Source organism: Hymenobacter koreensis (assembly GCF_039541855.1).
GTDB classification, from domain to species: Bacteria; Bacteroidota; Bacteroidia; order Cytophagales; family Hymenobacteraceae; genus Solirubrum; species Solirubrum koreensis.
In genome coordinates this window covers 24,232-48,150 of record NZ_BAABHA010000011.1, presented here as the reverse complement: position 1 = coordinate 48,150, position 23,919 = coordinate 24,232, and the positions used below count along the sequence as shown (strand labels likewise).

Below are 23,919 nucleotides of genomic sequence, written 5' to 3'. Positions count from 1 at the left end.
ATGCTGCACGCCTTTCTGCACATCTCGGTGCCGGGGCTGTATGCCCTGGCCTTCCACCGCCCCCACTGGCGGCGGGTGTGGGCGGTGCTGGCCAGTGCCCTGCTGCTCGACCTGGACCACCTGTGGGCCACGCCCTTCTACGACCCAAATCGCTGCAGCATCAACTTCCACACTTTTCACACCTACTGGGCTATCGGCGGCTATGTGCTGCTGCTATTGCCCGCCCGGACCCGGGTGTGGGCCGTGGGCTTTCTGCTGCACATGGTACTCGACTACACCGAGTGCTGGCAACGCGGCATCTACCTGCCTTAACTCCGACTGCCGATGCCTAATCGTTCCGATACCGCTTCGCCCACCACTGTGCTGTACATCAAGCACATGGTATGCCCGCGTGGTATCCGGGTGGTACGGCAGGAGTTGGAGGGAATGGGGTTAGAGGTGCTCGACGTGCGCCTGGGCGCGGCCACGGTAGCGGGCACGGCCCAGGATCTGGACTGGCCCCGCCTGCGGGCTACGCTGGAAGTAGCCCGGTTTGCCCTGCTTGAAACCTTCCACCAGACCCTGGTGGAACGGGTGAGCGTAGCGGTAAACCGTTTGCTGCGCGAGCCGGGTGAGAGCCTGCGGCACCGGGCCTTCGGGCCGGCCGTGGCCCGCGAGCTGGGCTTAACTTACGGGCAACTCAGCGCGGCCTTTGCCCGCCTGGCCGGGGAGGAAACGCTGGCGGGCTACATCCTGAGTCAGCGCCTGGCTTATGCCCAGGAGTTGCTGGCCTCGTCTTCCCTGAGCGTGGGCCTCGTGGCCCGGCGCCTGGGGTACGCCAGCCTGGCGCATTTCTCCGGCCAGTTCCGCCGCCTGAACCGCTGCTCGCCCTCCATGTATCGCCGGTTGCTGCGGGCGGGAGTGGCTCCGACAGTAGCGGAGGAAGCCCCAAATCATGCAAGGAAAGGGGAATGATATGTAAAACCGTGGGTTCCAGGCAGGGTATACTTAGGCAGTGGCCCGGTTGGGTCGCCGTATTCGTTCACCTAATTCCTTTTCCCATGCACGCTCAAAACCAAAGCCTCCTCGCCGCCCTCAACGCCTGCATCGCCGCCTGCGAGCATTGCGCCACCGCCTGTTTGCAAGAGCAGGACGTCAAGATGATGGCCCGCTGTATTCAGCTCGACCGCGACTGCGCCGACATCTGCGCCCTGACGGCCCGCTACGTAGCCCGCGGTTCCGAGCACGCCCAGCACCTGCTGCAGGTCTGTGCCCAAATCTGTCACGCCTGCGGCGTGGAATGCGCCCAGCACGCCCAGCACATGGACCATTGCCGCATGTGCGCCGAGGCCTGCAAGCAGTGCGAAGAAGCCTGCCTGGCCGGCGTGACGGCTTAATTGAACATCTATTGCTGAAAAGCCGGCTTGTAGCAGTACGGGCCGGCTTTTACGTGGGTGGCCAACCGGAAATTAAACAAGCTTGTGGCGCAATTCTGTACGACTGCCCAGCCCGGAGGCGGGTAGATTTGTCGGCGGCTATCCATTCTTTTAGTACGAGCTGATGACCTTCTCTCCGCCGCTACGCAAATTCGTGCTCACCGCCCACATCACGTTTTCCGTGGGCTGGCTGGGGGCCGTAGCCGCTTTTCTGGCTTTGGCCATCGCGGGCCTGACCAGCGAGGACCCGCAGTTGGTGCGGGCAGCTTACCTGGCCATGGGGTTGAGCGGCTGGTTTGTCATCGTGCCCTCCAGCCTGGGTTCACTGGCCACCGGCGTGGTGCAGGCTCTGGGCACACCCTGGGGCTTGTTCAAGCACTACTGGGTGCTGGTCAAGCTGATGCTCACGGTGGGCGCCACGCTGCTGTTGCTGCTGCACATGCAGCCCGTTACCTACCTGGCCGAGGTAGCCGCCAAAACCGACCTTTCCACGACTGACCTGCGCGGGCTGCGCCTGCAGCTGCTGGCCGATGCGGTAGCCGCCCTGGTGGTCTTGCTGGCAGCTACGGCCATTTCGGTGTACAAGCCCTGGGGGCGCATCGGCCAGTGGCGGCTGCAAAAGCAGGCGCATACCCAGGCCGTGGCCGCCGGCCAGGCAACTGCCCTGCCGACGCTTTGGGGCCGCTATTTGCTAATCGCCGGGCTGGTACTATTGCTGCTCTTTGTCGTAGGCAAGCACCTGTTAATCGGGGGCATGAGCCACCATTAAAGCCTGTCCTCGACCGTGGCAGGTGGGCTATTGGTGAAATAGCGGCTACAAATCATGCAAGCCTGAAGCCTAATTCTGTACCCCTAACGGCGCACCCCGCGCTATTTTTGGGTGTTCTTAAACCGAACCTGCCCGATTTGGGCGACACTCCCTCAACTTCCATGAAAACGCTCCAATTCAACACCAACATCAACTGCGGCGGCTGCATCAAAGCCGTAACGCCCACCCTCAACGGCGAGAAAGCCATCACTACCTGGCAAGTCGACACAGCCAACCCCAACAAGGTGCTCACCGTGACCGGCGACATCACCGAAGAGCAGGTACTGGCGCTGGTGGAAGATGCTGGCTTCAAGGCTACCAAGGCCTAAACACTTTAATGAGTGCTACCCACGGCGTACGGACCGTGGCTCGTTAAGCCTCCCCGCGGCGCTGCTCTCCGGCGGCGCCCTGTTTGGCTTCACCAGCCCCCCACCCACCGCGGCTGACTGCCCGCTGAAGGGCACTCCCGATTGCCCGCTGGTGCAAAACTGCGCCCAGGCCGGCACTCCGGCCTGCACGGCGGGAGCCCTTGGCTGCTGCGCCGCTATGTAAGCTACCCGATGCTCCTGTAAAACGCCCGGCCTGATGGCCGGGCGTTTTACGTTTTGGCACTCATTGAACGGCTTGCAGCCAAGAATGGGGCTCCTTTTCGGCTACCGTGGTGCTTGAAATTATGCAACTGGGTGGCCCATGGCGTATAAACATTGTTCCGGCCCGACTACGTATGGTAGAACACAGAGAACAGCAACGACCACCTGGCGCGGGCCAGTGGTCCGCGCGGCCTCTCCATCACCCATCAGGATTTGCCCCGGCACTGCTGCTTGCGGTGAGCCGGGGTTTTTCCGTGTACCAGCCTCATTCAATTCGGCTCTATGTTTTCAGATTTTCCCAATCTGCACCCCCTGGTGGTGCACCTACCCATCGTCCTTATTATGCTGGCCGCGGCGTTGCAGGCCCTGCTGGTATTCAAGGACTGGCCCCAGGTGCGCTGGATTGCGCTGGCGGTAATGGCCGGGGGCTTTGCCGGGGCGGTGGCGGCCAGCACCGTGTTTCATGCCCTGCCTATGGGCTTGTCGCCCCGGGCAGCGGCGGTGTTCGCGGCCCACGAGCAGTTTGCCAGCTACACCACCTGGCTCTCGGGCATCACGCTGCTACTGGCCGGCATCGGATTTTACTTTAAGGTGCAGCGCCGGGCCTACGAGGTGCTGGTGCTAGTGGCCGCGGTAGCCGCGGCCGGCGCGCTTTCCGTGGCCGGGCACCGGGGCGCGCAGCTGGTGTACGTAGAGGGCGTGGGTCCCAAGGGCAACCTGCTCGACAAAAGCCACGGCCACGGCGGGGAGGAAGCAATGACCGGGATGGACATGCCGACTTCGGATGCGAACGCCCACAACGAGGGACCCGGCGCAACCGACGAGACCCGCCAACCAGCCGGTACGGTGCCGGACAACGCCCAACCCGGAATGGAGGGCATGAACATGGACCCCAAGGCCGCTCAGCCAGGCCAGCGCAGTCAACCCATGGAACAGATGGAAGGCATGAACATGCCCAATCAACCGCGGGGCGGCCAATCGCAGCCGGCACCGGCCAGTAGGGCCGCGCGGCCGGGGAACATGGCGGATATGCCGGGGATGAACATGCCCGGCATGAGCACGCCGCGCTCCTCTGCCCAAACGCCCGGCCGCAAAGCGCAGCCTGCTCCAATGGACATGGGCAACATGCCGGGCATGGACATGGGGCCCACCCGCCCGAAAAACACGTCCCGGAATCAGCCTGCCATGGGCAATATGGGCACGATGAAGGGCATGGAGAACATGCCCGGCATGCAGCCCGCCGGCGGTCAAAAGCCCGGCGCAACTCGCCAACAAACGAACGACATGTCGGGAATGCCGGGCATGAAAAAGGGCGAGTCCATGCCCGGCATGGGCGATATGAAGGGGATGGACATGAAAAGCAAGGATGGAAAAGGCATGGATATGAAAGGCGCCGGGACAATGCCGGGCATGGCTATGCCCAGCCCGATGGACAAGTACCGCTTCGAGGACAACAACCCGGCGCGCACCCAACCCAAAAGCAATAACTAAGTGACGATGCGAGTAATCTTTCTGCTGGCTGCGCTGCTGGCCACCCTGCCCGCCTGGGCCCAGAGCATGCCGGGCATGCGCATGGGCAAGGGCACCGAGCCCCACCTGACCCAGTCAGCGCCCCCGGCCGCCGAGTTGCAGGGCAAAATCGTGACGCCCCGCTCCGGCTACGTGGGCAAAAGGGTGGAGTACGACTTATACGTCGACGAGCGCCTGGTCAACTTCACCGGTCGCACCCGCCGGGCCATCGGCATCAACGGCCAGATTCCGGCACCTACGCTCACCTTCAACGAGGGCGACACCGCGGTGATTCGGGTGCACAACCAGATGCACATGGAAACTTCCATTCACTGGCACGGCATCCTGCTGCCCAACGAGCAGGACGGCGTGCCCTACCTCAACACGGCCCCGGTCGCGCCCGGCGGCACCCACACGTTCGTGTTCCCCCTGATTCAGAGCGGCACTTACTGGTACCACTCCCACACCATGCTGCAGGAGCAAGACGGCGTGTACGGCTCCATCGTCATCCACCCCAAGCGGATTCCCTACGAGATGAAGGAGTACGTGCTGGTGCTCTCCGACTGGACCGACCACCAATCCAAGGAAGTGCTGCGCTACCTCAAGCGCACGGGCGAGTGGTTTGCCGTACAGAAGGGCGCCACCCAGAGCTACGGGGAGGCCCTGGCCGCCGGCTACTTCAAGGACAAGCTCAAGCAGGAGTGGGGCCGCATGCCGGCCATGGACCTGACCGACATCTACTACAACAAATTCCTCACCAACGGACAGGAAAAGGGCTATTTCAAAGACGCTAAGCCCGGGGAGGTGGTGCGGCTGCGCGTCATCAACGGCAGCGCTTCCTCGTACTTTTTCCTGCAGTACGCCGGCGGCCCCATGCAGGTGATTGCCGCCGACGGCATCAACGTGGAGCCCTTCCCGGTCAACAAGCTCGAAATCGCCACGGCCGAAACCTACGACCTGCTGGTCACGGTGCCCACCATGGGCGCGGCCGAGTTTCGGGCCACGGCCAACGACATCACGGGCTACACCTCCACCTACATCGGGGAGGGTGAGCCGATGAAAGCGCCGGACTTGCCCCGCATCAACTACTTCCAGATGATGCGCGAAATGGGCAGCATGGGCAACATGAGCGGCATGGACATGGGCGGGGCCGGCATGACCAAGCAGCAGGGCGGTGGGGAAATGAAAGGCATGGACATGTCGGGCCAGAAGCCAGCCAGTGGCTCGCCGATGCCGGGCATGGACATGCAGCACGGCACGGCGCCCGCTACCACGGCCCCCTCGCCGCAGAACCGGCCCGCGAATGCCCAGGAAAAAGCCGGAAAAAGCATGGGCACCATGCAGGACATGGGCGGCATGTCGGGCATGGACATGGGGGGCATGGCCGGGATGGGCAGCATGGGCGGCAGCGCCGGCGACTTCAACTACAACATGCTGCGGGCCCTGAACCCCACCACGCTGGACTCGACCAAGCAGTGGCGGGAAATAAACCTGACCCTGACCGGCAACATGCTGCGCTACGTGTGGTCGTTCGACAACAAGACCCTCTCGCAGGCAGACAAGATTCCCATCCGCAAGGGCGAGAACGTGCGCATGACCTTCACCAACACCACCATGATGCGCCACCCCCTGCACCTGCACGGGCACTTTTTCCGGTTGGTCAACGCCCAGGGCGCCTACTCGCCGATGAAGCACACCTTCGACATCCAGTCCATGGGCAAGGTCTCCATCGAGTTTGACGCCAACGAGGAGCAGGACTGGTTTTTCCACTGCCACATCCTCTACCACATGATGGCCGGCATGGCCCGCATCGTGAGCTACGAGGGCACCCCGCAGAACCAGTACGCCCGCACCGACTACAAGGAGCTGAAAAAGGAAGACAACCGGCCCTACCTCTGGGCCGACCTGATGGCGCACTCGCAGGGGTCGTTTCTGGAAACCACCCTCTCCAACAACCGCCACGCGCTGGAATTCGAGGGCCGCGTGAACTACCAGGGCAACTTCGAAACCGAAACCCACCTGCTGCGCTACCTCGACAACCGGCAGTTTCTCGCCGCCTTCGTGGGCTTCGACTACCGCAACAACCGCACGCTGCTGGCGGAAGGCGAGCGGAACACCAAAAACAACCGGCGCGTGTTCGACGTGGGCCTGTACTACCTGCTGCCGCTGCTCGTGCGCTCGGAATTACGCTTGGACAGCAACGGCAAGGTGCGCCTGCAACTGGAACGCACGGACCTGCCGCTGAGCAACAACTTCTTCGCCGACCTGCTGGTGAATACGGACCGCGAGTACAACGTCGCCTTCCGCTACATGGTCAGCAAGTACGTGTCGTTGAGCACCAACTACGACAGCGACTACAAGTGGGGTGCCGGCCTGACGCTCCACTACTAAGGGCGGCCCGAATACTTACATAAAACAGGAGCAACCTTGCATAATTTCTTGTCAAGCAACCGCTTAACAGACCAGATGCGAGTAAGGTAGTAAGCAAGAAACAGAACCCGAACCCTGCTTTTTCTTCGTCCTACAGTATCGCCGCTTCCATCTAGGTGCCCAGCCTGTTTTCCTTTGCCATGTCCATCCCCGAGCTTGAGCGTTTACTGCAACGAGTTGCCCAGCATTACCCCACATCGTCTGCGAAAGAGGTGGAAGTGAGTTGGCAGAAAATAGCCCCCCGCCTTGATAATCTAGTCACGGGCCCTGTTACCGCGCTGTGCTCCAGGCACGGTATCGACCAGCCGGGCCCCCACGGCTGCCTAAGCAAGCCACCAGTGAAACGGGGGCAACTTGGTTAGGGAAAGCGACGCTTTACTTGCAGGTCTGCACCAGGGCCGTTACGCTCAGCGTCGCGGTTGCGTCGGTGGTATAGTTATCGTTGTTCACGCACACATACAAGCGCCGGATGCCGGGTGGCAGGCTGATGGGCCGGGTTTCCTGGGGGGTGTTGGACGCTACCCGCAAGCAGTTCTTTACGTCCTTGATGTAGCCTTTCGTGTCCAGAAACTGCTGCGCTGAGGTTTCGTCGGGGGTAATGTACCAGTGGCATTTGGTGCTCACGGTGGGCGGCGCATTGTTGCCCTGCTTCGTGAGAGCCGTAGCAGCCGTAGTTAGCAGGGCGGGCGCGGACATGCCGCCCGTGCCGACGACGCCGGCCAGGGCCAGGGCTGTGGACCACGACACCGGGGGCTGGCCTTCGTCGCGCACATCCAGCTTGTAGACGATGCCCACCGTGCCTTCGGGAATGTCCACGGTGAAGACCTTGCGGCTGATGTGCATGCAGTTGCTGCAGTGAATCGAGGCGGTGCTCAGCGGCAACGCCTCCTGCATGAGAGACTTGCACTTGATTTCCCGGCCGTCGTCGCGCCAGCTGCGAAAGTCGGACTGCTGCACGCCGTTCACGTACGTGCCCTTGAAGCTGACCTGGCCGTTTTCGTGCCAGCCGCAGCACAGTCCCGTGGGCTTGTCGGGGGCTTCGCTGGCCATCTTGCCTTCCCACTGCTTTTTCCAAGACGGGTAGAAGTAGTCGCGCACCGTGCCTACAGTTTTGCCGGCCGCGTCGTGGCGGGCAATGCGAGCGTAGGCAACTTCCTCCAGCGTTTCGGTGCGTTCCCAGTCCCGGTCGAAGTAGACCGTATCGGCGGGCGGCAGCGAAACCGCGGCGGGCTTGGGTCGCTGGGCCAGGGCGGGGAAACTTATAATAAGGAGTAGAAGCTGCAGAAAGTAAAGTTTTGCCATAGGGACTTTGCTAGTAAAATAAGCAGGAGGGCGGTCGGTAAATGTACTAACAAGATGCTTGAGTACTAATCAAAGCGGCCCAATAAGCTGGTCAGTAGCTGGCCGCGTATTTTGGTGGACTAATTCCACCCATTGTTCCCTTCTACTTACGCTTATGCTACACTCCACTACCCCAGCCAAGGATGACGTTTTCGTTACCCGGCTACTCGACAAGTTGAAGGTTGAGTTCGAACCCGAGTTGGTACCTATTAGGCCGGAGCCTTATGCCAAAATGCTAAACTGCTTCCACAATGTTGAGGAAAAGGTAAAGCGAGATGGCGGGAGGATTCACTATGGATGGGCTATCCATAAAACAACTATCCTATGCGAAGCGGAGAGGCACGCGGTATGGGAAGATGAAGAGGAAGAGCTTGTAGACGTTACTCCAACGGAAGTGCAGGCCGAACACACGCTATTCGTTTCAGACAACGAAGGGTTTGAGTACACCGGCCAAGACACAGACAACGTGCGAATCAACATCACCGGCAACCCCATAGTGGACGACTTCATTCGAGTCAACGAAACGCTTTCCAAGATACATGCCTACGGAACGCGGGAAAGCGACATGCATATGTACCTGCCCGACGCTGCCTTAGAGCTGCACCAATATTACGAGGCGTTGAAAAACGCTTTGCAGGGATTTATTTATATGGGCGGTACGCCCAAGAAGCGTTGCCTTTGCCAGGGACTCGACCGCTACAAAAACTGTCACGGCAAGAGCATTGTCCCGCGCATCAAAGCAGACCTGCGAAAACTAAAAACCGTTTTGGGTGAAGCTGACCGGCCAGCATAGGCGGTGCATAAGATATAATAAGTCTTAGTTCTCATACCTAACCAGAGTTTCGGTAGTTATGAAAACAAGTTATGATAATCTTTACTTATCATAACTTATCTTTGAAGGGCAAAAACGAGGCGTTTCAGTCGGTTCTGATACCTTATATATAAGGTATGCGGGCGCGCTCACTTTGATTCCCTAAACTCTACCCATGAGCGAAGACCTTTCTCTAGTCCCGTCACCTGATTCCAACCAGTCGGTCAGCGCTCAGTTGGCCCGGGCTTCCGCCAAAGTCGCCGGCTTCCTGGAAGCCGGCCTGCAGGGTGCGGCCAACACGGAGCGCGCTTACACCTCGGACCTGAAAAGCTACGTGGCCTTCTGCCAGCAGCAGGGACTGCAAGCGATGCCGGCCGACGTGGACACGCTGACTGAATACGTAGCTTACTTGGCTACCGAGAAATCCGAACTCGTAAGCGGGAACCGTGGGAAGAAAAAGAAAGGCCAACAGCCACTCACCCGACCGCACGCGCTGGCCACCATCAAGCGGCACTTGGCTGCCATCCGCAAAGCTCACCAGCTTGCCGGCCACCGGCTCCCGGCTACGCTCGACGCGCTCAACACGGTGATGGAAGGTATTGCCCGCACCCTGGGCAAACGCCAGGACCAGGCGCCGGCTTTCACGGTCGAGGAATTGAAGCAGGCTATCCGCCGCATCGACTTGGAAACGACGGCTGGCCTGCGGGACCGGGCGCTGCTGCTGCTCGGCTTCGCCGGGGCTTTCCGGCGCTCCGAGCTGGTGGACCTGAACATCGAGCAGCTGGAGTTCACGGAGCGCGCCCTGCTCGTGCACTTGGCAAAAAGCAAGACCAACCAGTACGGGGCGGTGGAGGACAAGGCCATTTTCTACGCGCCCAACGCCGATTTCTGCCCAGTGCGCTGCCTGCGGGCCTGGCTTAATCTGCTGGACCGCACCACGGGGCCGCTGTTTGTGAAGATTCCGCGGGCGGCTCCAGGACATATGGCCATACCCTCACTAAAGCGCCTCTCCGACATCTCCATCAACAAGCTGGTGCAAAAGCGCCTCGGGTCAGCCTACTCGGCCCACTCCCTTCGCGTGTCTTTTGTGACCGTGGCCGTGCTTAACGGGCAATCCCACAAGGCCATTAAGAACCAAACCAAGCAGAAAACAGATGCCATGATTGAGCGGTACACCCAACTAAACAACGTCGTATCCTATAACGCTGCCCAAAGTTTAGGACTGTAGTGTACGCTCCGATGTAATGCTGCCTGCATGATGATTACCTCACTAATTTCTGGGTATTGGTCCCGAAGCCATTATCTTACCCTTCGCACCCATAGCTAAAAACAGTACGCGCTATTGCTTCCATTGCATTGCCAACTTCTTAATGCGCAATTTGCAGCACACTACCAGCTGGGTATCAACCATGTTTAATTTTGAGAACCTCGACGAAAGGACCCGTCAATACATGCTCCTCGAAGTTGAGCAGGCCATCAAATCCAGCCAACTCAACTTTAGTAAGCGCTTCAACGAAACTGGCCTCAAGCTCTACCCGCAGCTGCTTCGCGAAGCTGTCACAAGTGGCACCGAAGCTACCTTAGCTGCTGCCCTCCAACAACACCAGTGCTTCAATACCCACGAGAAGCGCGGGGCGGTAACGCGCCAAGTACCCGAAAACGCAGCTACCACCTTTGCGGAAGGTGAATTCAATGCCTTTTACATGCGGGGTGTGTGCCACCGTGCAATACAAGACGGCTACATGGTGCAGGTCTACAGGGCCAAAAAGACCGATGTACACCGTAAGGGTTCTGAGTTAATTGAAGGCAACTTAGAGGCACCTAACCGCGTGCTTCTAATTATAAGAAACAGCCTAGATGGCAGCCAGCGGGGGCCTGGCATGCCGGCTGGGTCGAACTCAGGATTGAGTATTAGGCTAACCTCAACTAGCATCAAGTAGGTAGGCTAATTGCGACACTATCCTGGTGTCCTCGGCGCAGCCTTCGGGCACATAGAAGGAATAAGCCTTGGAGGGTTATGCCTGCGGTCATTGCTATCGCCTCTGACTTTGCTGAATACATTAGGTAGCAAGCACTGTTAGCGAGCAAGACCCCACTGTTTGCAAGTATGCATGTGCGCCTGAAAACAGCTTCTTAATGCGTTGATAAGCTTCTATCTGAGTGCCTGAGTGGTTAGTGGTTTTTAGGCCTGGCTGCACAATCACAATTTCCACCGTTAGGTTAGGGTTACTGATTCCCGTCAGGATGTCACGTAGCTTATCAAGTGACCCTTTTCTTACCCTATTGCCCGTATCGCCTTCTTTGTTTCGGTACACCAACCGGTTCAGCAACACTTTCTTGTTTGTCCAAACCGCGGATTTTACTGCTTGGCCACAGACCTCATAGATATCATCCACGGAGCATCGAGGCTCATCTCCGCTTTGCTTTTTGCAGTGAAAGAACTTGATACTATCGGGGCGAAAGGCTAAGATGTCGGCTACCTCCAGTGAAGCATGGTCATAGTAGACCACATCATAATCTGGCATCACCATTTGCTCAATGAACTGGTGAATTGAAAGCCTAGCATCTCCAGCCTGCGCATTGGCAGTAATGTCATCAGCCGTGTAAAACTCTCGGTTTACGTTCACATTCAAGCCCGACCAACCGATGGTCTGAATTGCACCCTCAGGAATAAGGTCAAGGCTTGGGTTAAAGTCCATTAAAGTGCGTCCCACGAGCTTTGACCAATCTTCAAAGTAGAAGTTGATTGGTGCATCCGTAAGCAAGCTAAACAGGCTCTTCTGGCGTAGTACGTTGTTACCTCGTGTCTCGTGTAGCCTGCAGGGTGATGAATCGAGGTAATAGAAAGCGATATCAGGCTTAATACGGTAACCTATTTTGGCCGAAGCCTGACCTCGTTGAACACAAAAAACGAGTTGATTTGTCGTACACTCCTCGCGGCATATGTTGATTTCACAGGCCACGAGCAAGGCCTCTTCGACAACTTCATCATCCGCATCCAAGAAAGCGACCCGTGTTTCCCGGTTGTAAATGGACCCGTCCCAGTCGGCAGCCACCAGTGCGTTATCTGCATTGATGGGGAACTCGCTGATATCTCGACCACAATCAAGCTCGGTAAGAGGCGACTTTAGTTTGTCCATCTCGGCATCTGAAATCTTACGACTCAATTTGTTGAGCCAATCGAGCAGTTCCGGGACTTTGCCATCTATGATAGACCACACTTTGGAACTAGTGCTGATGCCGAGTAGCATATCCTCACTTAATACGGAATCAAAACCAGCACCAAAGGAATGGCCTCTGGTATAGTTAAAGGCATCGGCTTGGGTAAGTAGTTCTTGGGTACTGCCTCCTAAAAGCTGGCGATAGGACTCGTTGCTTCCTTTTGCTTTCCGGCTCCGCATGCCGATGTTATAAAATTTGCAACCTTCCCAGCCAGCAAGTATGCGCTTCAGCATTGGTAGGGAAAGAATCTCGGCAAATGCCATGTTGTCGACTACATAACTTGAGGCCAACTCTTTGTACAACTCGTTATCCTTTAGCGAGGAACATACATAAAGCAGGTTGTTTGGCTTATCGTAATAAACCAGAAGCAAGCTATTCTTAACGTCTTTTAAGTTGTCGTCTGCACCATACCAAGCGGGCGTTATCAATTCACCCAGCACAAATATTGCGAGTCGATATTCTGTGCTCACATGGTGATGCCGTAAAATCACCCGGCTCATGTTGGCCAGACCGTTGAAGTTGGGGACGATGCTTAAATCGACTAAGTCAGGGGCTTCTTCGTCTTCTTCTACCTCCGCAACGCTTTTGGGAATCAGCCGATAGATTTTGGTGTGAAAGAAGGGAATCAGCTCTGAGTTATCCAGCATCAGGGCTTCTTCTGTATCGACCACATAAGAGTCATCGGGTGGCGTTACTTCCTCCAATGTGTCGAAGAAGCGTTGCTCATCTTCCGTGCGGTCAGTTCTTGCGCGATGCAATTCCGGCAAAATAGCTGCCCAATCCCTAGTGTCTTTAAACAGCTGGATTTTGTCAATCTCAAAATCGTGCGTACTTGCAATAACCCTTGCTGTTTTTGCCGCTTCTACATTTGTTCGGCTAATTCGCCCAACAAACTGAAGGGTGATGGCCAATGATTTATGTGGAGCGTGAATCGCGGCTATTTTCAAGAGGGGGAAATCATAGCCTTCTCCCATCATGTCCACGCAGATTACTCCATCGGCATCTCCTTGCTCTAGTTTTTCCATGCGCTTATCTATTGTGGCTTGGGCCAGCTTGCTGTAGATGAGCACCAACTTGAGGTCGGTTTGGGAGTCGTAGAGCTGCTTTAATTGTTCAGCACGGGGCCGGGAATCAGTGCGGATGATGATTTTGTGGCCATACTGCTTGTGGTCCTCAAATACCTGTTGGGTCTTTTGGGCAATGGCCAAGTCACGCGCCGCAGGTTCCTGAATCCCGGCCGTTTCCACCGGTATATATTCAATCTTACTGAATTGGCCCCGGTCATAAGCTAATTTCAATGGGTAGTTGTAGACCAAGCGGGCCTTTAAGTCTTTCTTATCATTCCGGAAGGCCGTCGCAGTAACAAGTATGCGCTTAGCTGGTGAGAAATGGTTTAGTAAATAAGCCCACGACTTAGCTCGGCTATGATGGGCCTCATCGACCAACACCACACCAAAAGCATTTGCTTCCAGTACCTGGGGCAACTCCTCTATCTGATTGAGGGTACCTGGGATACCCACTACCACATCATTATTTTCTAAGATTTCGTCCCACTCCACTTTGCTGTGGATGACACTTTTCAACTCATATACCCGTGGCTCTGGGGCATCTGGACTCAACACCTCATTATCTATCAAATCCTTGCGAAGCTTGAAGTGCTTCGCAATTTGCTTTCGAACCATCTGGCTAGGCGTCACAACCAGTACTTTGCTTGCCCGGAGTGCATAGCAAGCAGCAATCATAACCGCTGTTTTGCCTGTGCCCGTTGGCATACTTACAAGCGCTGCGTCGTCTCGGACACTGAAGTGGGCTAGAATAGCTCCAACGGCTCCTACTTGATTCTCACGCAAGCCTTTTTGCAGCACCGTTTCCCCTTCTTTAATCTGCTCCTTGAGCCAAAATTGTTGGTATGCGTCCGAAAAGGCTGACATCAGAAGGTGGTTAATGTTACAGGGCTATGAGAAAACGCGACAAGCAAACCATCGTATCTAAAGAAAATCGGTAGGAAACGTTTATGCAGAATTGCACAAGGCCGTCATTTATGACGACTAATGCTCTCCTCTACATATAGTAGTAGTATTTATCCGGCAGCATATCATCATCCTCAGCATACTGAATAATCTCTCCTACTTTCTGCGCAAACCGCAGTGTAATCGGGAGGCTATCAAAGAAATTGCAGTTGTTAAAATTGAGCTTAGTCAAAGCCAGGATTTCCGTGCAGACGCGTTTTAGCGTTGACTCGCCTTCAAAAATCGAAACCTCCAACGGGTGCGGCACATATTGGCCAGGGAAGGTTTCGTAGTAGGGAATGTAGCCCGTGGTGTATAGGATGCCGGTTTGGCGGTCCAGCGGCAGGTGGGTGCCGCGCATGACGGGGTAACTGCCCTTGCGGCGTAGCAGCTTAATATTGGCACTCTTGATAGTCACTAAATCAATGGTGACGTCGTCGTTTAGAGCCGCCCGTATTCCGTCTTTTAAGCCTTCGGCTTCCGCGTATTCCTCGTGCTGGGCAGAGGTCCAGAAGTCCGTCGTTTTGTGAATGACTATCCGGTTAGGCGCTATATTCTGATTAAACTTCTTGTACTTATCTACAATCTCTTCAATGAGCGCTTTGGCGTAGTCGTAGGTTAAATGGGGCGCGGGGGTGTTGTTTTTATCCGCATCCCACTTGAATTTCTTGCCGATGAAGACGATGCCTTTGCCCTCGTAGTTGAAGGCCTGCGCAATGCTGGAGCGCACTAGGTTATTGTCGGAATTCAGCACCTTGTGGAAGCTGATTCCGATGAAGCAGGTGTGCTTATCCTGCAAGGTCAGCGTCCAGGGGGTGCCGGCGTTTTTGTAGTAGCTGGCCACCACAAAATTCCAGGCTTGCATGGATAGGTCCTGTAGCGACTTCTTCTTGCTAAGTATCGTGTCTTCCAGAATAATCTGCACAGGAATGGCCTTTGGCATGACAATCAGCTGGGCTTTCAGGTAGCGGCGCAGGTTGAAATACAGGTTGCCTTTGTAGGGAATGGACGAGTGTTTTTTGAAAACAGCGGCCGGAATGACAATGAAGCAGATATCGGGCGGAGACATCGAGTTTTCGAGCAAGTCCCGGTACTGCTCTTTGTAGAGGTCGCAGATGCGAACGACCCGGTCGAACTTGGTTAGCTCGGAATCATCCAGAATGGCCTGAATCTTAGCTTCCTTGACGCTGCGGTTGTTGGCGGCGTCATTCACGAAACCGCATTGGAAAATGGACTCCGCGTTGAAGCCGGGGAAATCGGGGTTCAGGCGCTTATTCTTGAAGCTGGATGGCTCCTCTTCCTCGTCGTCCAGTTCTTCCTCGCCTACGGGGTCGGCACCGAAAAGCAGGCTTTCCTCGTCGTCGTAGTCCACTACTTGCCCGGCTTCAATTCGGTTACCTTTCATCTTTACCTCGATATCAGAGGCCTCGATGGGGTTCTCAAACTGTTTAATCCACTCCTGCGCCTTCTCAATATTATAGTTGGTACCCAACAGGGCATAGTGAATTTCGGAGCGGTGCGTGCGCGAGCTGGTTGAGAAGAAGCTGCCAATTGCAATGCCCTGCTTGGGGTCTTCGCTGAGGCGGTCGTTGCCGAATTCCAGCAGCGGTTCGGGGAGTAGTTCCGGCGTCATTGGTTGTCGAATAAGCTAGGCAAAGGAGTGGCCGGGGCTGATTTTGACCCGGCCTTTTTCTTCTGGGCTACCTTTTCTCCATCGAGCGGAATACCGAAGGAGACGGTAAAATCAATGGGCCGACTCAACAGAATGGACGGCTGGTTCATGGTGGACCCATCGAAAATGGTGGCTTCGTGCGAGCCCCGGGCCAAATGATGCCACCAGAAATGCAGCTGGTCGACTACCCCATCGTTGAAGGTTTTCCGATTGAGGTAGTTCGTAAACTTGGTGGTCTTTTCCGGCTCCAGTGGGGCCGTTCTATCGGAAGTAAAGTAGTATTTGGGGCTGACAATCAGATAGACTTTGTCTTCGATAAACAGCGGCTTAACGGCCACAGCTAAGTGCCGAAAGAAATTGTCCTTGCCGTATTCGTAGTATTCTACCACCTTTTTCTCAGTCACTTTTTCGGCGCGGCGGGTGCGGTAAGGCACTTTATATTCTGTCTGGTCTTTGCGCAGGAAAAAGTAGTAGCGCCGGAAGTCGCGCTGGTAATACAGGCCCCGCTTGCGCATGAAGTCCTTCAGGTATTCATTCAGCAGCTCCACAAAGTGGTTGCGTAGCGTGGCCGTATCCACCACTTCGGTGTATCGGTGCTCGGTGCGCTTTTGTCCTTCCGACACCACGTGCTCATAGAAAGGTTTGAAGTCCTTCTCAATGGGCACGAACGTGTAAATGACTGAATTGTAGATAACGAAGTAGGGAGCTTCGCCGCTGGCAATGTTCTTGAAAATGTCCTTCTTGGTTTTGTAGTGCGTCGGGTAGGTATAGAGCCAGCGTGGCACCGCTTTGAAGGGAAACATGTTGGTATCGAGCACTTCAGCTGCTTGGTAATTAACGCGGCTTTTGAAGGAGGCCCGGTACTTGGTGTCGAAATCGTGTTGCCCGGTAACCAGCCGGTTTTCAGTTTTGGAAAACACGATGGGCTGCGACTTGCGCTTGCCTTTGGGCCGGGCCAGCGCCTCGTCGATGTTGGTTATTTTCTTGCAATACAGAATGTCAGCACCCTCACGGCCGTCAAAGACTACGAGCAGCACGTCGTAGCCATACACCCGGTAATTCTTCCAGTATTCCAGGTCTTCCTCGCGGGGGAAAAAGCTAAATGACTCGTCGGTCTCCTGCTGAATATAGCTGGCGCTGCTTTGCGTGGATTTGATTTGGACCTTGAGCGTTTGGGAGGTGGGCTTGATTTTGCCGTCCTCGTTCACTTCGGTCAACTCCACCTCGCCGTCGATGCCAAAGTCGTTTTTGGTTTCCTCGCGCCAGATGATATAGGGCTGGTGCCGGTTGCAATAATCCGCAAAGACGTTGACGCCTCGCTCGCCAATAATATGGGATGGTCGTACGATTTTCGACATAGGCAGGACAGTGGCTACAGCAGTGCTTGCCTAACGAGACTAGCATCGGCCGGAATGCTAACGAAGATAGTGCTTTCGGGTTCTCATATTAGCACGCGGCTTGTTGACTAAGGCGCTGGCAATCTTGGAAACCAATTTTTATAGTGCTGGCAACCGATTAGCTCCCCGTTTTTAGCTTCCGTACCTTCGTTCTTACACCTAAGGTTAGCCATTCATGCTCACCCTCCACTAGATTGGTGATGATTAAGTCATCAGCTCTTCAGAGGTACGTAGAAGCCGCTTGTTAGCCCTGACACGCCTACACTCGCTCCGTTGCAATCTAAGGAAACCGGACAGTATCACGCTAAGGTCTCCTTTAGTATTCCATAATCTGCTGCCACGTGTTGTTACCTCGCATTTCGACTTATAAAACCTATTAGTTCACTTACCTGCTCAGCGGAACTGCAGGCCGCCAATTCTGCTAAAGAATAGGTTTTATAAGCCAATAGCGTACTGTTAGCACTGCTACTATGTTCAAGGCTACTCCATAGGTTGTTTCTGATGTTCGCAGATAAGCTGTCAAGAACCTCTCACGACACTTATGAAAACTATTAATGAGCCCTATCATAGCTTTCAGCAGAGTCTACAAGCTACCTTTGAGGTATATAAGGATGTTCTAAATAGCAGAAAAAGGTAAAAAAATCTTTAAAAAGTGCAATGCTGTTTTGTGCTTGTTTAGACCCCTTTTTTTGTTGTTTTCGTTCGGATTTCGCCCTAAACCACCACTTTATAAGCTTTTGTACTGCAGCTTCAACAAGTTTGTGAGTATTTTAAGTATTTAAGGTATTTGCAGGGCTCGCAACTTTTTATACCTCAGTTACTTAAGTGGCTTTAGTAATAGGTTTCATAAGCGGGCTAATAGGTTTCATAAGCGAAGTAATAGGTCTTATAAGCTGCGTAATAGGTTTTATAAGCGCAAGTAATAGCTTTCATAAGCTTATTAACAGGTCTTTTAAAAACGTCTATTAGTTCGGTCTTGCGACTTAACTAATAGGTTTCATAAGTCACTTGGGCCGCTGAAGAAGCTTTGAGCTGTTTCCAGGAGGGTTGAACTAACAGGTTTTATAAGCCTAACTAATAGCTTTTATAAGTCTCGCAAAACACTCGTGCTTGGCTAACTAATAGGTTTCATAAGTCTAACTAATAGCTTTTATAAGCCGGGCTGCTTAGCGGCAATTCGCAAGTTGATAGAGACTGAATTTGTCTCTATTACTTTCCGGTTTAAGCCGTATGTTTGTTCTGTATCCCTTACCAGAGTAGCTATGGCCGCGCCCGAGTCCACCGTCCCGATTGAAATACGGCAGCACAACGCGCTGACGACGGCCCGCTACGAGATGAGCGCCTGCGAGATGGACATCGTCTTTTCGCTGCTCTCCAAGCTCACCAAGCAGGACAAGGCCGGCACCATCTATGAAATCCGGGTGCAGGAGCTGATGGAGATGACCGGCCGCACCTGGAACTACAAGCAGCTGCTCGAATCCACCGAGAACCTCAACAGCCGCGTTTACCACATCGAGAACGGCAAGACCCTGCTACAGGTGAGTCTGCTCGCCTCGGCGCTGTACCGCAAGGGCGAGGGCACTATTGAGCTGGAGATATCCGAGCGCATGCGGCCCTTTCTGATTGACCTGAAAAGCAACTTCACCTCCTACCGCCTGCAGGCCGCGTTCAGCTTGTCGAGCAAGTACGCCAAGCGCATCTACCAGCTGGCCTCGCAGTGGAAGGACATCGGGGAAACCAAAACCTACTCCCTGGATGAGTTCAAGGGCATGCTTAAGCTCAAGGACCCGGCGGGCAAGGAGCCGGAGCAGTACGCCCAGATTTCAGCCCTGCAGAAGTATGTGCTTGACGTAGCCACCAACCAAATCAACGAGCACACCGACCTGCGCATCAAGTACGAACTGCTGAAAAAAGGGCGCTCCTACCAGAGCATCAAGTTCTACGTCAACACCCAGGTACCCCAGCAGCTCCCCATTCCCTTCGAGCTGGAGGCTGACGATGCCAAGGTGCAGCTGGCGCGCAAGCACCTCGACACGCTGGGCATTGCCGAGCCCAAACTGGTGCAGGAGATTCTGCAGTCCGCGAAGCATGTGGATGCCCTGTTTGCTTTTGTGTACAAGCTGAAGACTGACAAGATTAAGGCTACTAAGAATCCGGGCGGCTTATTCCTGAAAATGCAGGGTTTACGCTAATCTATACAGGTCACCTGGTTTTCAACCGCTCCTAGACTTGTGCTTAGCCGCCATTATTCCTGTTGGCTTGCTACTCAAGGGTGCGGACGCTGGCTAGGTCCATTTTCTACATTATGCTGCAGGGGCGCAAGGGAGGAGTTATCTGGGCATCAATCCAGGCTAGCGCTCCGGGCGTTCGGTTTTCGTGGTGTCGTGAGTTTTCATATATTCCTTCCAAAGTGACAAGTCCTGCTGCTCTTTAGGTCTTGAACCAAATCTCAACCCTAATAACCACGCATCAATATGTCTATTAAACCCGGCCCCAAACCAAACAAGGAAGACGGTACCCCCGACAGAAGAAGACGGGTCACGGAGGAAAACCGACCGAAACACCCCGATTTAAAACCTCACAAGCATAAAAAAGGCGAGTAGTAGGCTTCCATCCGAGACTGTATGGTAGGGAGTTAACGCCAGTACTGCCAAGCCAACCAGCCCCCTTGCACCACGCCCATCAGCTGGTGCAAGGGGGCTGGACATTTACCAACCATTCAATCCCTTTTTACACGCTCCTGTATAACCCTTGTCAGGGAGCCGCTTGCGTAGCCGAAGACATGTTGGGATTTGTGCGGGGTGCCTGCAGTAACGCCGCGAGGAAGAGCGCACCCTTGCGTCCTCCCTGTGGCAAAAGACTGTTCTGGCTGACCGTTGGCCGCCCGCGCGTGGTTGGCGGGTGGCTTTCCCGTTTTGTGACCAACGCGGCTAAACCAACACGCGTCACCACCCTTGCTCAGCGGTCCAACCAAACTCCAAGGGAGGCCATAAACACCAACGCATCCACCCAACCCTCTATGAGACCCATCCATATTAAGTCACGCTAAAAATATTTTTAGACTAGTCTAAAAAGTGTTTCTTTGCTAAAACTTTACGCTGCGCCCATGAAGTTCGACTCGCACATGTCCAAGCCCAGCATGCGCTTAAGCGGACTGGCTGCGGTGTGGCTGCTGCTCGCCTCGTGCGAGCTGATTTTTCCGCAAGCCCCCGCCGATGACGCGGTGCTCGACGGACCCGTGGCGGGCCTCACGCCCGAGCAACACGCGCAGTTTCTGCGAGGGGACGTGGCGTTTAACGACGAGGTCTTTACCTCCCGCACCGGCCTGGGCCCGGTGTTCGTGGCCGCCAGCTGCGGCAGCTGCCACGCCGGCGACGGCAAGGGCCACCCGACGACCACGCTCACGCGCTTTGGGCAGGTGGACAGCACCGGCAACCTCTTTCTGCAGCGCGGCGGCCCCCAACTCCAGCACCGGGCCCTGCCCGGCTTCCAGCCCGAGCAGCTGCCGGCCGGCGCGGCCCACAGCCGTTTCACACCGCCGGCCAACACGGGCCTGGGGTTCCTAGACGCCGTGCCGGACGCGGCCCTGCTGGCCCTGGCCGATCCCAATGATGCCGACGGCGACGGCATCAGCGGCCGGCCCAACTGGATCAGTGCCCCGGGCTACATCACCGCACGTCCTGGGACTAGGGTGCAGGCGGGACGTTACATCGGCCGCTACGGCAAAAAAGCGGCGGCCTACGACTTGCTGCACCAAACGGCCGCGGCCTACAACCAAGACATGGGCATCGTGTCCAGCTACGAAGCCGTGGACGCGCACAGCGGCCAGCTTGCCGACCCGGAGGTGAGCAACCAGACGGTGCTCGACGTGGTGGCCTACCTGAAAATGCTCAAGGCCCCGGTGCAACGCGAACCCAACCACCCGGATGTGCTGGCCGGCGAGCAAGCCTTTCTGCGCATCGGCTGCGGCAAGTGCCACACGCCCCAACTGACCACCGGTGCCTCGCCCATCGCGGCGCTGGCCCACCAGACGGTGCGCCCCTACACGGACCTGCTGCTGCACGACATGGGCCCGGGCCTCAACGACGGCTATACGGAGGGCACGGCTGCCCCCGCAGAGTGGCGCACGCCGGCGCTCTGGGGCCTGGGGCTGTCGCCCAACTCGCAAGGCGGCACTTACTTCCTGCTCCACGACGGACGCGCGCGCAGCATCGAAGACGCCATCCGCCAGCACGGCGGCGAGGGCCAGCCCAGCCGCGAGCGGTTTGACTCCCTATCCGCCGAGCAGCAGCGCCAGCTCGTGCGCTTTCTTCAAAGCCTCTGATGACCAGCCTCATGGACCGACGTGATTTTGTGCGCCGCGGCTGTGCCGCCTGCGTGGGCGCCACCCTGCTGGCCCCCTTGCTGCAGGGGTGCGCCGCCACCCGTTACGCCACCGGCACCCTGAACCGGGACGGGCTGCTGCTGGAGGTGAGCGAATTTCTGGCCCCGGACGGCGCGCTGCGTCCCTACGTGGTGGTGCGCAACGAGGCGCTGCACTTCCCCATCTGCGTGTTCCGCTTCAGCGACACGGAGTATGCGGCCCTGTGGATGCAGTGCGCCCACCTCGGGGCCGAGCTGCAAGTCAGCGGCCAGGCGCTGCAGTGCCCGGCCCACGGCAGCGAGTACGACAACCGCGGGGTGGTCACCAACGGCCCGGCCGACCAGAACCTGCGCCGCTTTCCGGTGCAGGTAGCCGCCCAGCACCTCTTCATCGACCTGCGGGCCACCTCATGAAGCACCTGCTTGCCCTCTTGCTGCTGGCCGGGGCCTTGCCCGCCGCGGCGCAGATTGACCCCGTGCTGCTGCGCCGGGTGCCCCGCGACACGAGCCGCCTGCATCTGAACATGGACGCGGTGTACAACCGGCCCTTCGTGCAGCCCGGGCGCCTGCCCGTGGCCTTGGGTGGCTACGTGGAAGCCAACTACCAGTACGCCGCCACGGACGGGGTAAGCGAGGGCCACCAGTTCCAGATGCGGCGGCTCACGCTGTTCGTCTCCAGCAGCATTGCCAAGCGCATCAGGTTCCTGACGGAAATCGAGTTCGAGGACGGCACGAAGGAAATCAACATCGAGTTTGCCTCCGTTGACGTTGAGTTCAGCCCCTTGCTCAACGTGCGCGGCGGGGTGGTCATGAATCCCATCGGCGCCTTCAACCAAAACCACGACGGCCCGAAGTGGGAGTTCGTGGACCGGCCCCTCTCGGCCACACAGCTGCTGCCGGCCACCTGGAGCAACGTCGGCGCGGGCCTGTACGGCAAGAAATTCGGCACGACCTGGGTGGTGGCCTACGAGGCTTACCTGACCAACGGGTTCGACGACCACATCATCTCCAATACCCAGAACCGCACGTACCTGCCGGCCAGCAAGCTCAACCCCGACCGTTTCGAAGAAAGCTTCAACGGCGTGCCCCTGTTGACCGGCAAGGCGGCCCTGCGCCACCGGCGCGTGGGCGAAGTGGGCGTTTCCTACATGGGCGGGGTGTACAACAAGTTCGAGGACGACGGGCTGCGGCTGGACCGCCGGCGCGGCGTGCAGGTGTGGGCGGTGGACCTTACGTCCACCGTACCCCAAACCCGCACCGTGGTTACCGGGGAATGGGCCTGGGTGCGGGCGAACATCCCCGATGCCTACTCGCCGCAGTACGGCCAACGCCAAGCCGGCGGCTTCGTGGACCTGGTACAGCCCGTATTCCGGGGTACCATCTTCGGGTTCGACAAGGCGGTGCTCAACGCGGCCCTGCGCCTGGAATACGTGGACTGGAACCGCGACCGGTTCGCCGAAACCGGCGGGCTCATTGGCGACGAAACCCTGGCCGTGGTGCCGGCCGTGAGCTGGCGCCCCACGGCCCAAACGGTTATCCGCCTCAACTACCGCCGCCAGTGGGCCCGAGACTTTCTGGGCAACCCGCCTGCCCGCACGGCCGCCGTGCAGCTGGGCTTTTCCACGTATTTCTAAACCGCTACCGGCGTAGACTACTTGATTAGCTAACGCCTCTGGCCAGGGGCCTGCTGCTCTTTCTCTTTCTTGCTTGGTTTAACCAACCCCGAGCTGCCACCGTCGGACTGCTGCAGCGGGCGGGCCCGCGTGTAAACTTGGGGGCAGGCGTACCCGGCCGCTACCCAGTCCAGCGAAACCAATTCCCACAACCAAGCGGTTGTTACGGCGTGCAGCCCCCCGCGCCTTCGCCGCGGGGGGCTTGTCATACCCCGTCCGGGTAGGGCTCGGATGGGTGCGGCCCGTCGTGGTGCGAGAAAACAGCGAATTGTGCTTTAAGCACATCCTTTCTCCGCCGGCTGCGTATGTTTGCACCGTTCCGAACGCACGCCATGCGCTTCTTTTCCGTCTTTTTTGCGCTGTACCTGGCCATTCTGGCCTGCCTGCCCTGTGCCGATGAGGTGCCGACGCCGGCTGACGGCGTGCAAACCTACGTGGAGGCCCCGCAACACAACACGGCGGACCACGGCGTAGCGGATTGGTGTTCGCCCCTCTGCCAGTGCCACTGCTGCGCCGGCACCTCCTTGCCTTCGGGGTCCGTCGTAGCGCTTCCTGCCCAAGGGGGTGCGTATGCGGCGGCACCGCGCTTTGCCCGGCTCACGCCCCCGCCCGTTCCTGAACGGAGCGGCAGCATCTGGCAGCCTCCCCAAGCCTAGTTTCCTGTTCCAACCGGCTCCGTT

General features: G+C 57.0%; 19 protein-coding genes. 15 read left to right on the top strand and 4 right to left on the bottom strand.

Going from position 1 to position 23,919, the window contains the following annotated elements; translation table 11 throughout:
• From ABD903_RS17615 to ABD903_RS17585, 7 genes are all read left to right on the top strand, one after another.
• Entirely contained in the window at positions 1-312 is a 312-nt protein-coding gene (locus tag ABD903_RS17615) for a DUF6122 family protein (protein WP_345226505.1), read from the top strand.
• 12 nt (positions 313-324) lie between these two features.
• Positions 325-954: a helix-turn-helix transcriptional regulator gene (locus ABD903_RS17610; RefSeq protein ID WP_345226504.1), complete on the top strand. Its 630-nt coding sequence runs from the start codon at positions 325-327 to the stop codon at positions 952-954.
• Positions 955-1,040: 86 nt separating this feature from the next.
• Positions 1,041-1,376, top strand: a complete 336-nt coding sequence (locus ABD903_RS17605; protein ID WP_345226502.1) for a four-helix bundle copper-binding protein — start codon at positions 1,041-1,043, stop codon at positions 1,374-1,376.
• Positions 1,377-1,539: 163 nt separating this feature from the next.
• Positions 1,540-2,184 carry a hypothetical protein gene (locus ABD903_RS17600; protein ID WP_345226500.1) on the top strand — a complete coding sequence of 215 codons (645 nt, stop codon included), beginning with the start codon at positions 1,540-1,542 and terminating at the stop codon, positions 2,182-2,184.
• A gap of 161 nt (positions 2,185-2,345) precedes the next feature.
• Complete coding sequence (locus ABD903_RS17595) at positions 2,346-2,552, top strand: heavy-metal-associated domain-containing protein (RefSeq protein ID WP_345226498.1); 207 nt, start codon at positions 2,346-2,348, stop codon at positions 2,550-2,552.
• 543 nt (positions 2,553-3,095) lie between these two features.
• On the top strand, positions 3,096-4,304 hold the full coding sequence (locus ABD903_RS17590; protein ID WP_345226497.1) for a DUF2231 domain-containing protein: 1,209 nt from the start codon (positions 3,096-3,098) through the stop codon (positions 4,302-4,304).
• Between the two features lie 6 nt (positions 4,305-4,310).
• Complete coding sequence (locus ABD903_RS17585; protein ID WP_345226495.1) at positions 4,311-6,713, top strand: multicopper oxidase domain-containing protein; 2,403 nt, start codon at positions 4,311-4,313, stop codon at positions 6,711-6,713.
• A 414-nt stretch (positions 6,714-7,127) separates the two neighbouring features.
• On the opposite strand, the gene ABD903_RS17580 is transcribed toward ABD903_RS17585, so the two are convergent.
• Positions 7,128-8,054, bottom strand: a complete 927-nt coding sequence (locus ABD903_RS17580) for a toxin-antitoxin system YwqK family antitoxin (protein ID WP_345226494.1) — start codon at positions 8,052-8,054, stop codon at positions 7,128-7,130.
• Between the two features lie 154 nt (positions 8,055-8,208).
• On the opposite strand from ABD903_RS17580, the gene ABD903_RS17575 reads away from it, so the two are divergent.
• From ABD903_RS17575 to ABD903_RS17565, 3 genes are all read left to right on the top strand, one after another.
• Positions 8,209-8,886 carry a hypothetical protein gene (locus ABD903_RS17575; protein ID WP_345226492.1) on the top strand — a complete coding sequence of 226 codons (678 nt, stop codon included), beginning with the start codon at positions 8,209-8,211 and terminating at the stop codon, positions 8,884-8,886.
• A 193-nt stretch (positions 8,887-9,079) separates the two neighbouring features.
• A complete protein-coding gene (locus tag ABD903_RS17570) occupies positions 9,080-10,132 on the top strand; it encodes a site-specific integrase (protein ID WP_345226491.1) in 1,053 nt (350 codons plus the stop codon).
• 142 nt (positions 10,133-10,274) lie between these two features.
• Positions 10,275-10,844, top strand: a complete 570-nt coding sequence (locus ABD903_RS17565; RefSeq protein WP_345226489.1) for a hypothetical protein — start codon at positions 10,275-10,277, stop codon at positions 10,842-10,844.
• 120 nt (positions 10,845-10,964) lie between these two features.
• On the opposite strand, the gene ABD903_RS17560 is transcribed toward ABD903_RS17565, so the two are convergent.
• The 3 genes from ABD903_RS17560 to ABD903_RS17550 all read right to left on the bottom strand — a co-directional run bounded on the left by ABD903_RS17560 (position 10,965) and on the right by ABD903_RS17550 (position 17,165).
• Positions 10,965-14,057, bottom strand: coding sequence for a DEAD/DEAH box helicase (locus ABD903_RS17560; RefSeq protein ID WP_345226487.1), 3,093 nt, complete (start codon positions 14,055-14,057; stop codon positions 10,965-10,967).
• A 130-nt stretch (positions 14,058-14,187) separates the two neighbouring features.
• Entirely contained in the window at positions 14,188-15,768 is a 1,581-nt protein-coding gene (locus ABD903_RS17555; RefSeq protein WP_345226485.1) for an argonaute/piwi family protein, read from the bottom strand.
• Positions 15,765-17,165, bottom strand: a complete 1,401-nt coding sequence (locus tag ABD903_RS17550; RefSeq protein ID WP_345226483.1) for a DUF4365 domain-containing protein — start codon at positions 17,163-17,165, stop codon at positions 15,765-15,767. The genes ABD903_RS17555 and ABD903_RS17550 overlap by 4 nt, the downstream gene beginning before the upstream one ends.
• 1,301 nt (positions 17,166-18,466) lie before the next feature.
• Between ABD903_RS17550 and ABD903_RS17545 the strand changes: the two genes are divergently transcribed.
• From ABD903_RS17545 to ABD903_RS17525, 5 genes are all read left to right on the top strand, one after another.
• Positions 18,467-19,396 (top strand): replication initiation protein, encoded by a 930-nt coding sequence (locus ABD903_RS17545; RefSeq protein WP_345226481.1) that lies wholly within the window; start codon positions 18,467-18,469, stop codon positions 19,394-19,396.
• 914 nt (positions 19,397-20,310) lie between these two features.
• Positions 20,311-21,528, top strand: coding sequence for a di-heme oxidoredictase family protein (locus ABD903_RS17540; protein WP_345226480.1), 1,218 nt, complete (start codon positions 20,311-20,313; stop codon positions 21,526-21,528).
• Positions 21,528-21,980 (top strand): QcrA and Rieske domain-containing protein, encoded by a 453-nt coding sequence (locus ABD903_RS17535; RefSeq protein WP_111480544.1) that lies wholly within the window; start codon positions 21,528-21,530, stop codon positions 21,978-21,980. Before ABD903_RS17540 ends, ABD903_RS17535 begins: the two co-directional genes overlap by 1 nt.
• Positions 21,977-23,200 (top strand): hypothetical protein, encoded by a 1,224-nt coding sequence (locus ABD903_RS17530; RefSeq protein ID WP_345226476.1) that lies wholly within the window; start codon positions 21,977-21,979, stop codon positions 23,198-23,200. The genes ABD903_RS17535 and ABD903_RS17530 overlap by 4 nt, the downstream gene beginning before the upstream one ends.
• A 371-nt stretch (positions 23,201-23,571) precedes the next feature.
• Positions 23,572-23,895 carry a DUF6660 family protein gene (locus ABD903_RS17525; RefSeq protein ID WP_345226475.1) on the top strand — a complete coding sequence of 108 codons (324 nt, stop codon included), beginning with the start codon at positions 23,572-23,574 and terminating at the stop codon, positions 23,893-23,895.
• Positions 23,896-23,919 lie beyond the last annotated feature (24 nt).

Bases quoted from the DNA above. Each gene is read 5' to 3' on its own strand.
- ABD903_RS17590 (WP_345226497.1), top strand. From the start codon at position 3,096: ATGTTTTCAGATTTTCCCAATCTGCACCCCCTGGTGGTGCACCTACCC.
- ABD903_RS17580 (WP_345226494.1), bottom strand. From the start codon at position 8,054: ATGGCAAAACTTTACTTTCTGCAGCTTCTACTCCTTATTATAAGTTTC.
- ABD903_RS17565 (WP_345226489.1), top strand. From the start codon at position 10,275: ATGCGCAATTTGCAGCACACTACCAGCTGGGTATCAACCATGTTTAAT.
- ABD903_RS17535 (WP_111480544.1), top strand. From the start codon at position 21,528: ATGACCAGCCTCATGGACCGACGTGATTTTGTGCGCCGCGGCTGTGCC.
- ABD903_RS17575 (WP_345226492.1), top strand. From the start codon at position 8,209: ATGCTACACTCCACTACCCCAGCCAAGGATGACGTTTTCGTTACCCGG.
- ABD903_RS17525 (WP_345226475.1), top strand. From the start codon at position 23,572: ATGCGCTTCTTTTCCGTCTTTTTTGCGCTGTACCTGGCCATTCTGGCC.
- ABD903_RS17600 (WP_345226500.1), top strand. From the start codon at position 1,540: ATGACCTTCTCTCCGCCGCTACGCAAATTCGTGCTCACCGCCCACATC.
- ABD903_RS17540 (WP_345226480.1), top strand. From the start codon at position 20,311: ATGAAGTTCGACTCGCACATGTCCAAGCCCAGCATGCGCTTAAGCGGA.
- ABD903_RS17585 (WP_345226495.1), top strand. From the start codon at position 4,311: ATGCGAGTAATCTTTCTGCTGGCTGCGCTGCTGGCCACCCTGCCCGCC.
- ABD903_RS17570 (WP_345226491.1), top strand. From the start codon at position 9,080: ATGAGCGAAGACCTTTCTCTAGTCCCGTCACCTGATTCCAACCAGTCG.
- ABD903_RS17560 (WP_345226487.1), bottom strand. From the start codon at position 14,057: ATGTCAGCCTTTTCGGACGCATACCAACAATTTTGGCTCAAGGAGCAG.
- ABD903_RS17615 (WP_345226505.1), top strand. From the start codon at position 1: ATGCTGCACGCCTTTCTGCACATCTCGGTGCCGGGGCTGTATGCCCTG.
- ABD903_RS17610 (WP_345226504.1), top strand. From the start codon at position 325: ATGCCTAATCGTTCCGATACCGCTTCGCCCACCACTGTGCTGTACATC.
- ABD903_RS17530 (WP_345226476.1), top strand. From the start codon at position 21,977: ATGAAGCACCTGCTTGCCCTCTTGCTGCTGGCCGGGGCCTTGCCCGCC.
- ABD903_RS17545 (WP_345226481.1), top strand. From the start codon at position 18,467: ATGGCCGCGCCCGAGTCCACCGTCCCGATTGAAATACGGCAGCACAAC.
- ABD903_RS17605 (WP_345226502.1), top strand. From the start codon at position 1,041: ATGCACGCTCAAAACCAAAGCCTCCTCGCCGCCCTCAACGCCTGCATC.
- ABD903_RS17550 (WP_345226483.1), bottom strand. From the start codon at position 17,165: ATGTCGAAAATCGTACGACCATCCCATATTATTGGCGAGCGAGGCGTC.
- ABD903_RS17595 (WP_345226498.1), top strand. From the start codon at position 2,346: ATGAAAACGCTCCAATTCAACACCAACATCAACTGCGGCGGCTGCATC.
- ABD903_RS17555 (WP_345226485.1), bottom strand. From the start codon at position 15,768: ATGACGCCGGAACTACTCCCCGAACCGCTGCTGGAATTCGGCAACGAC.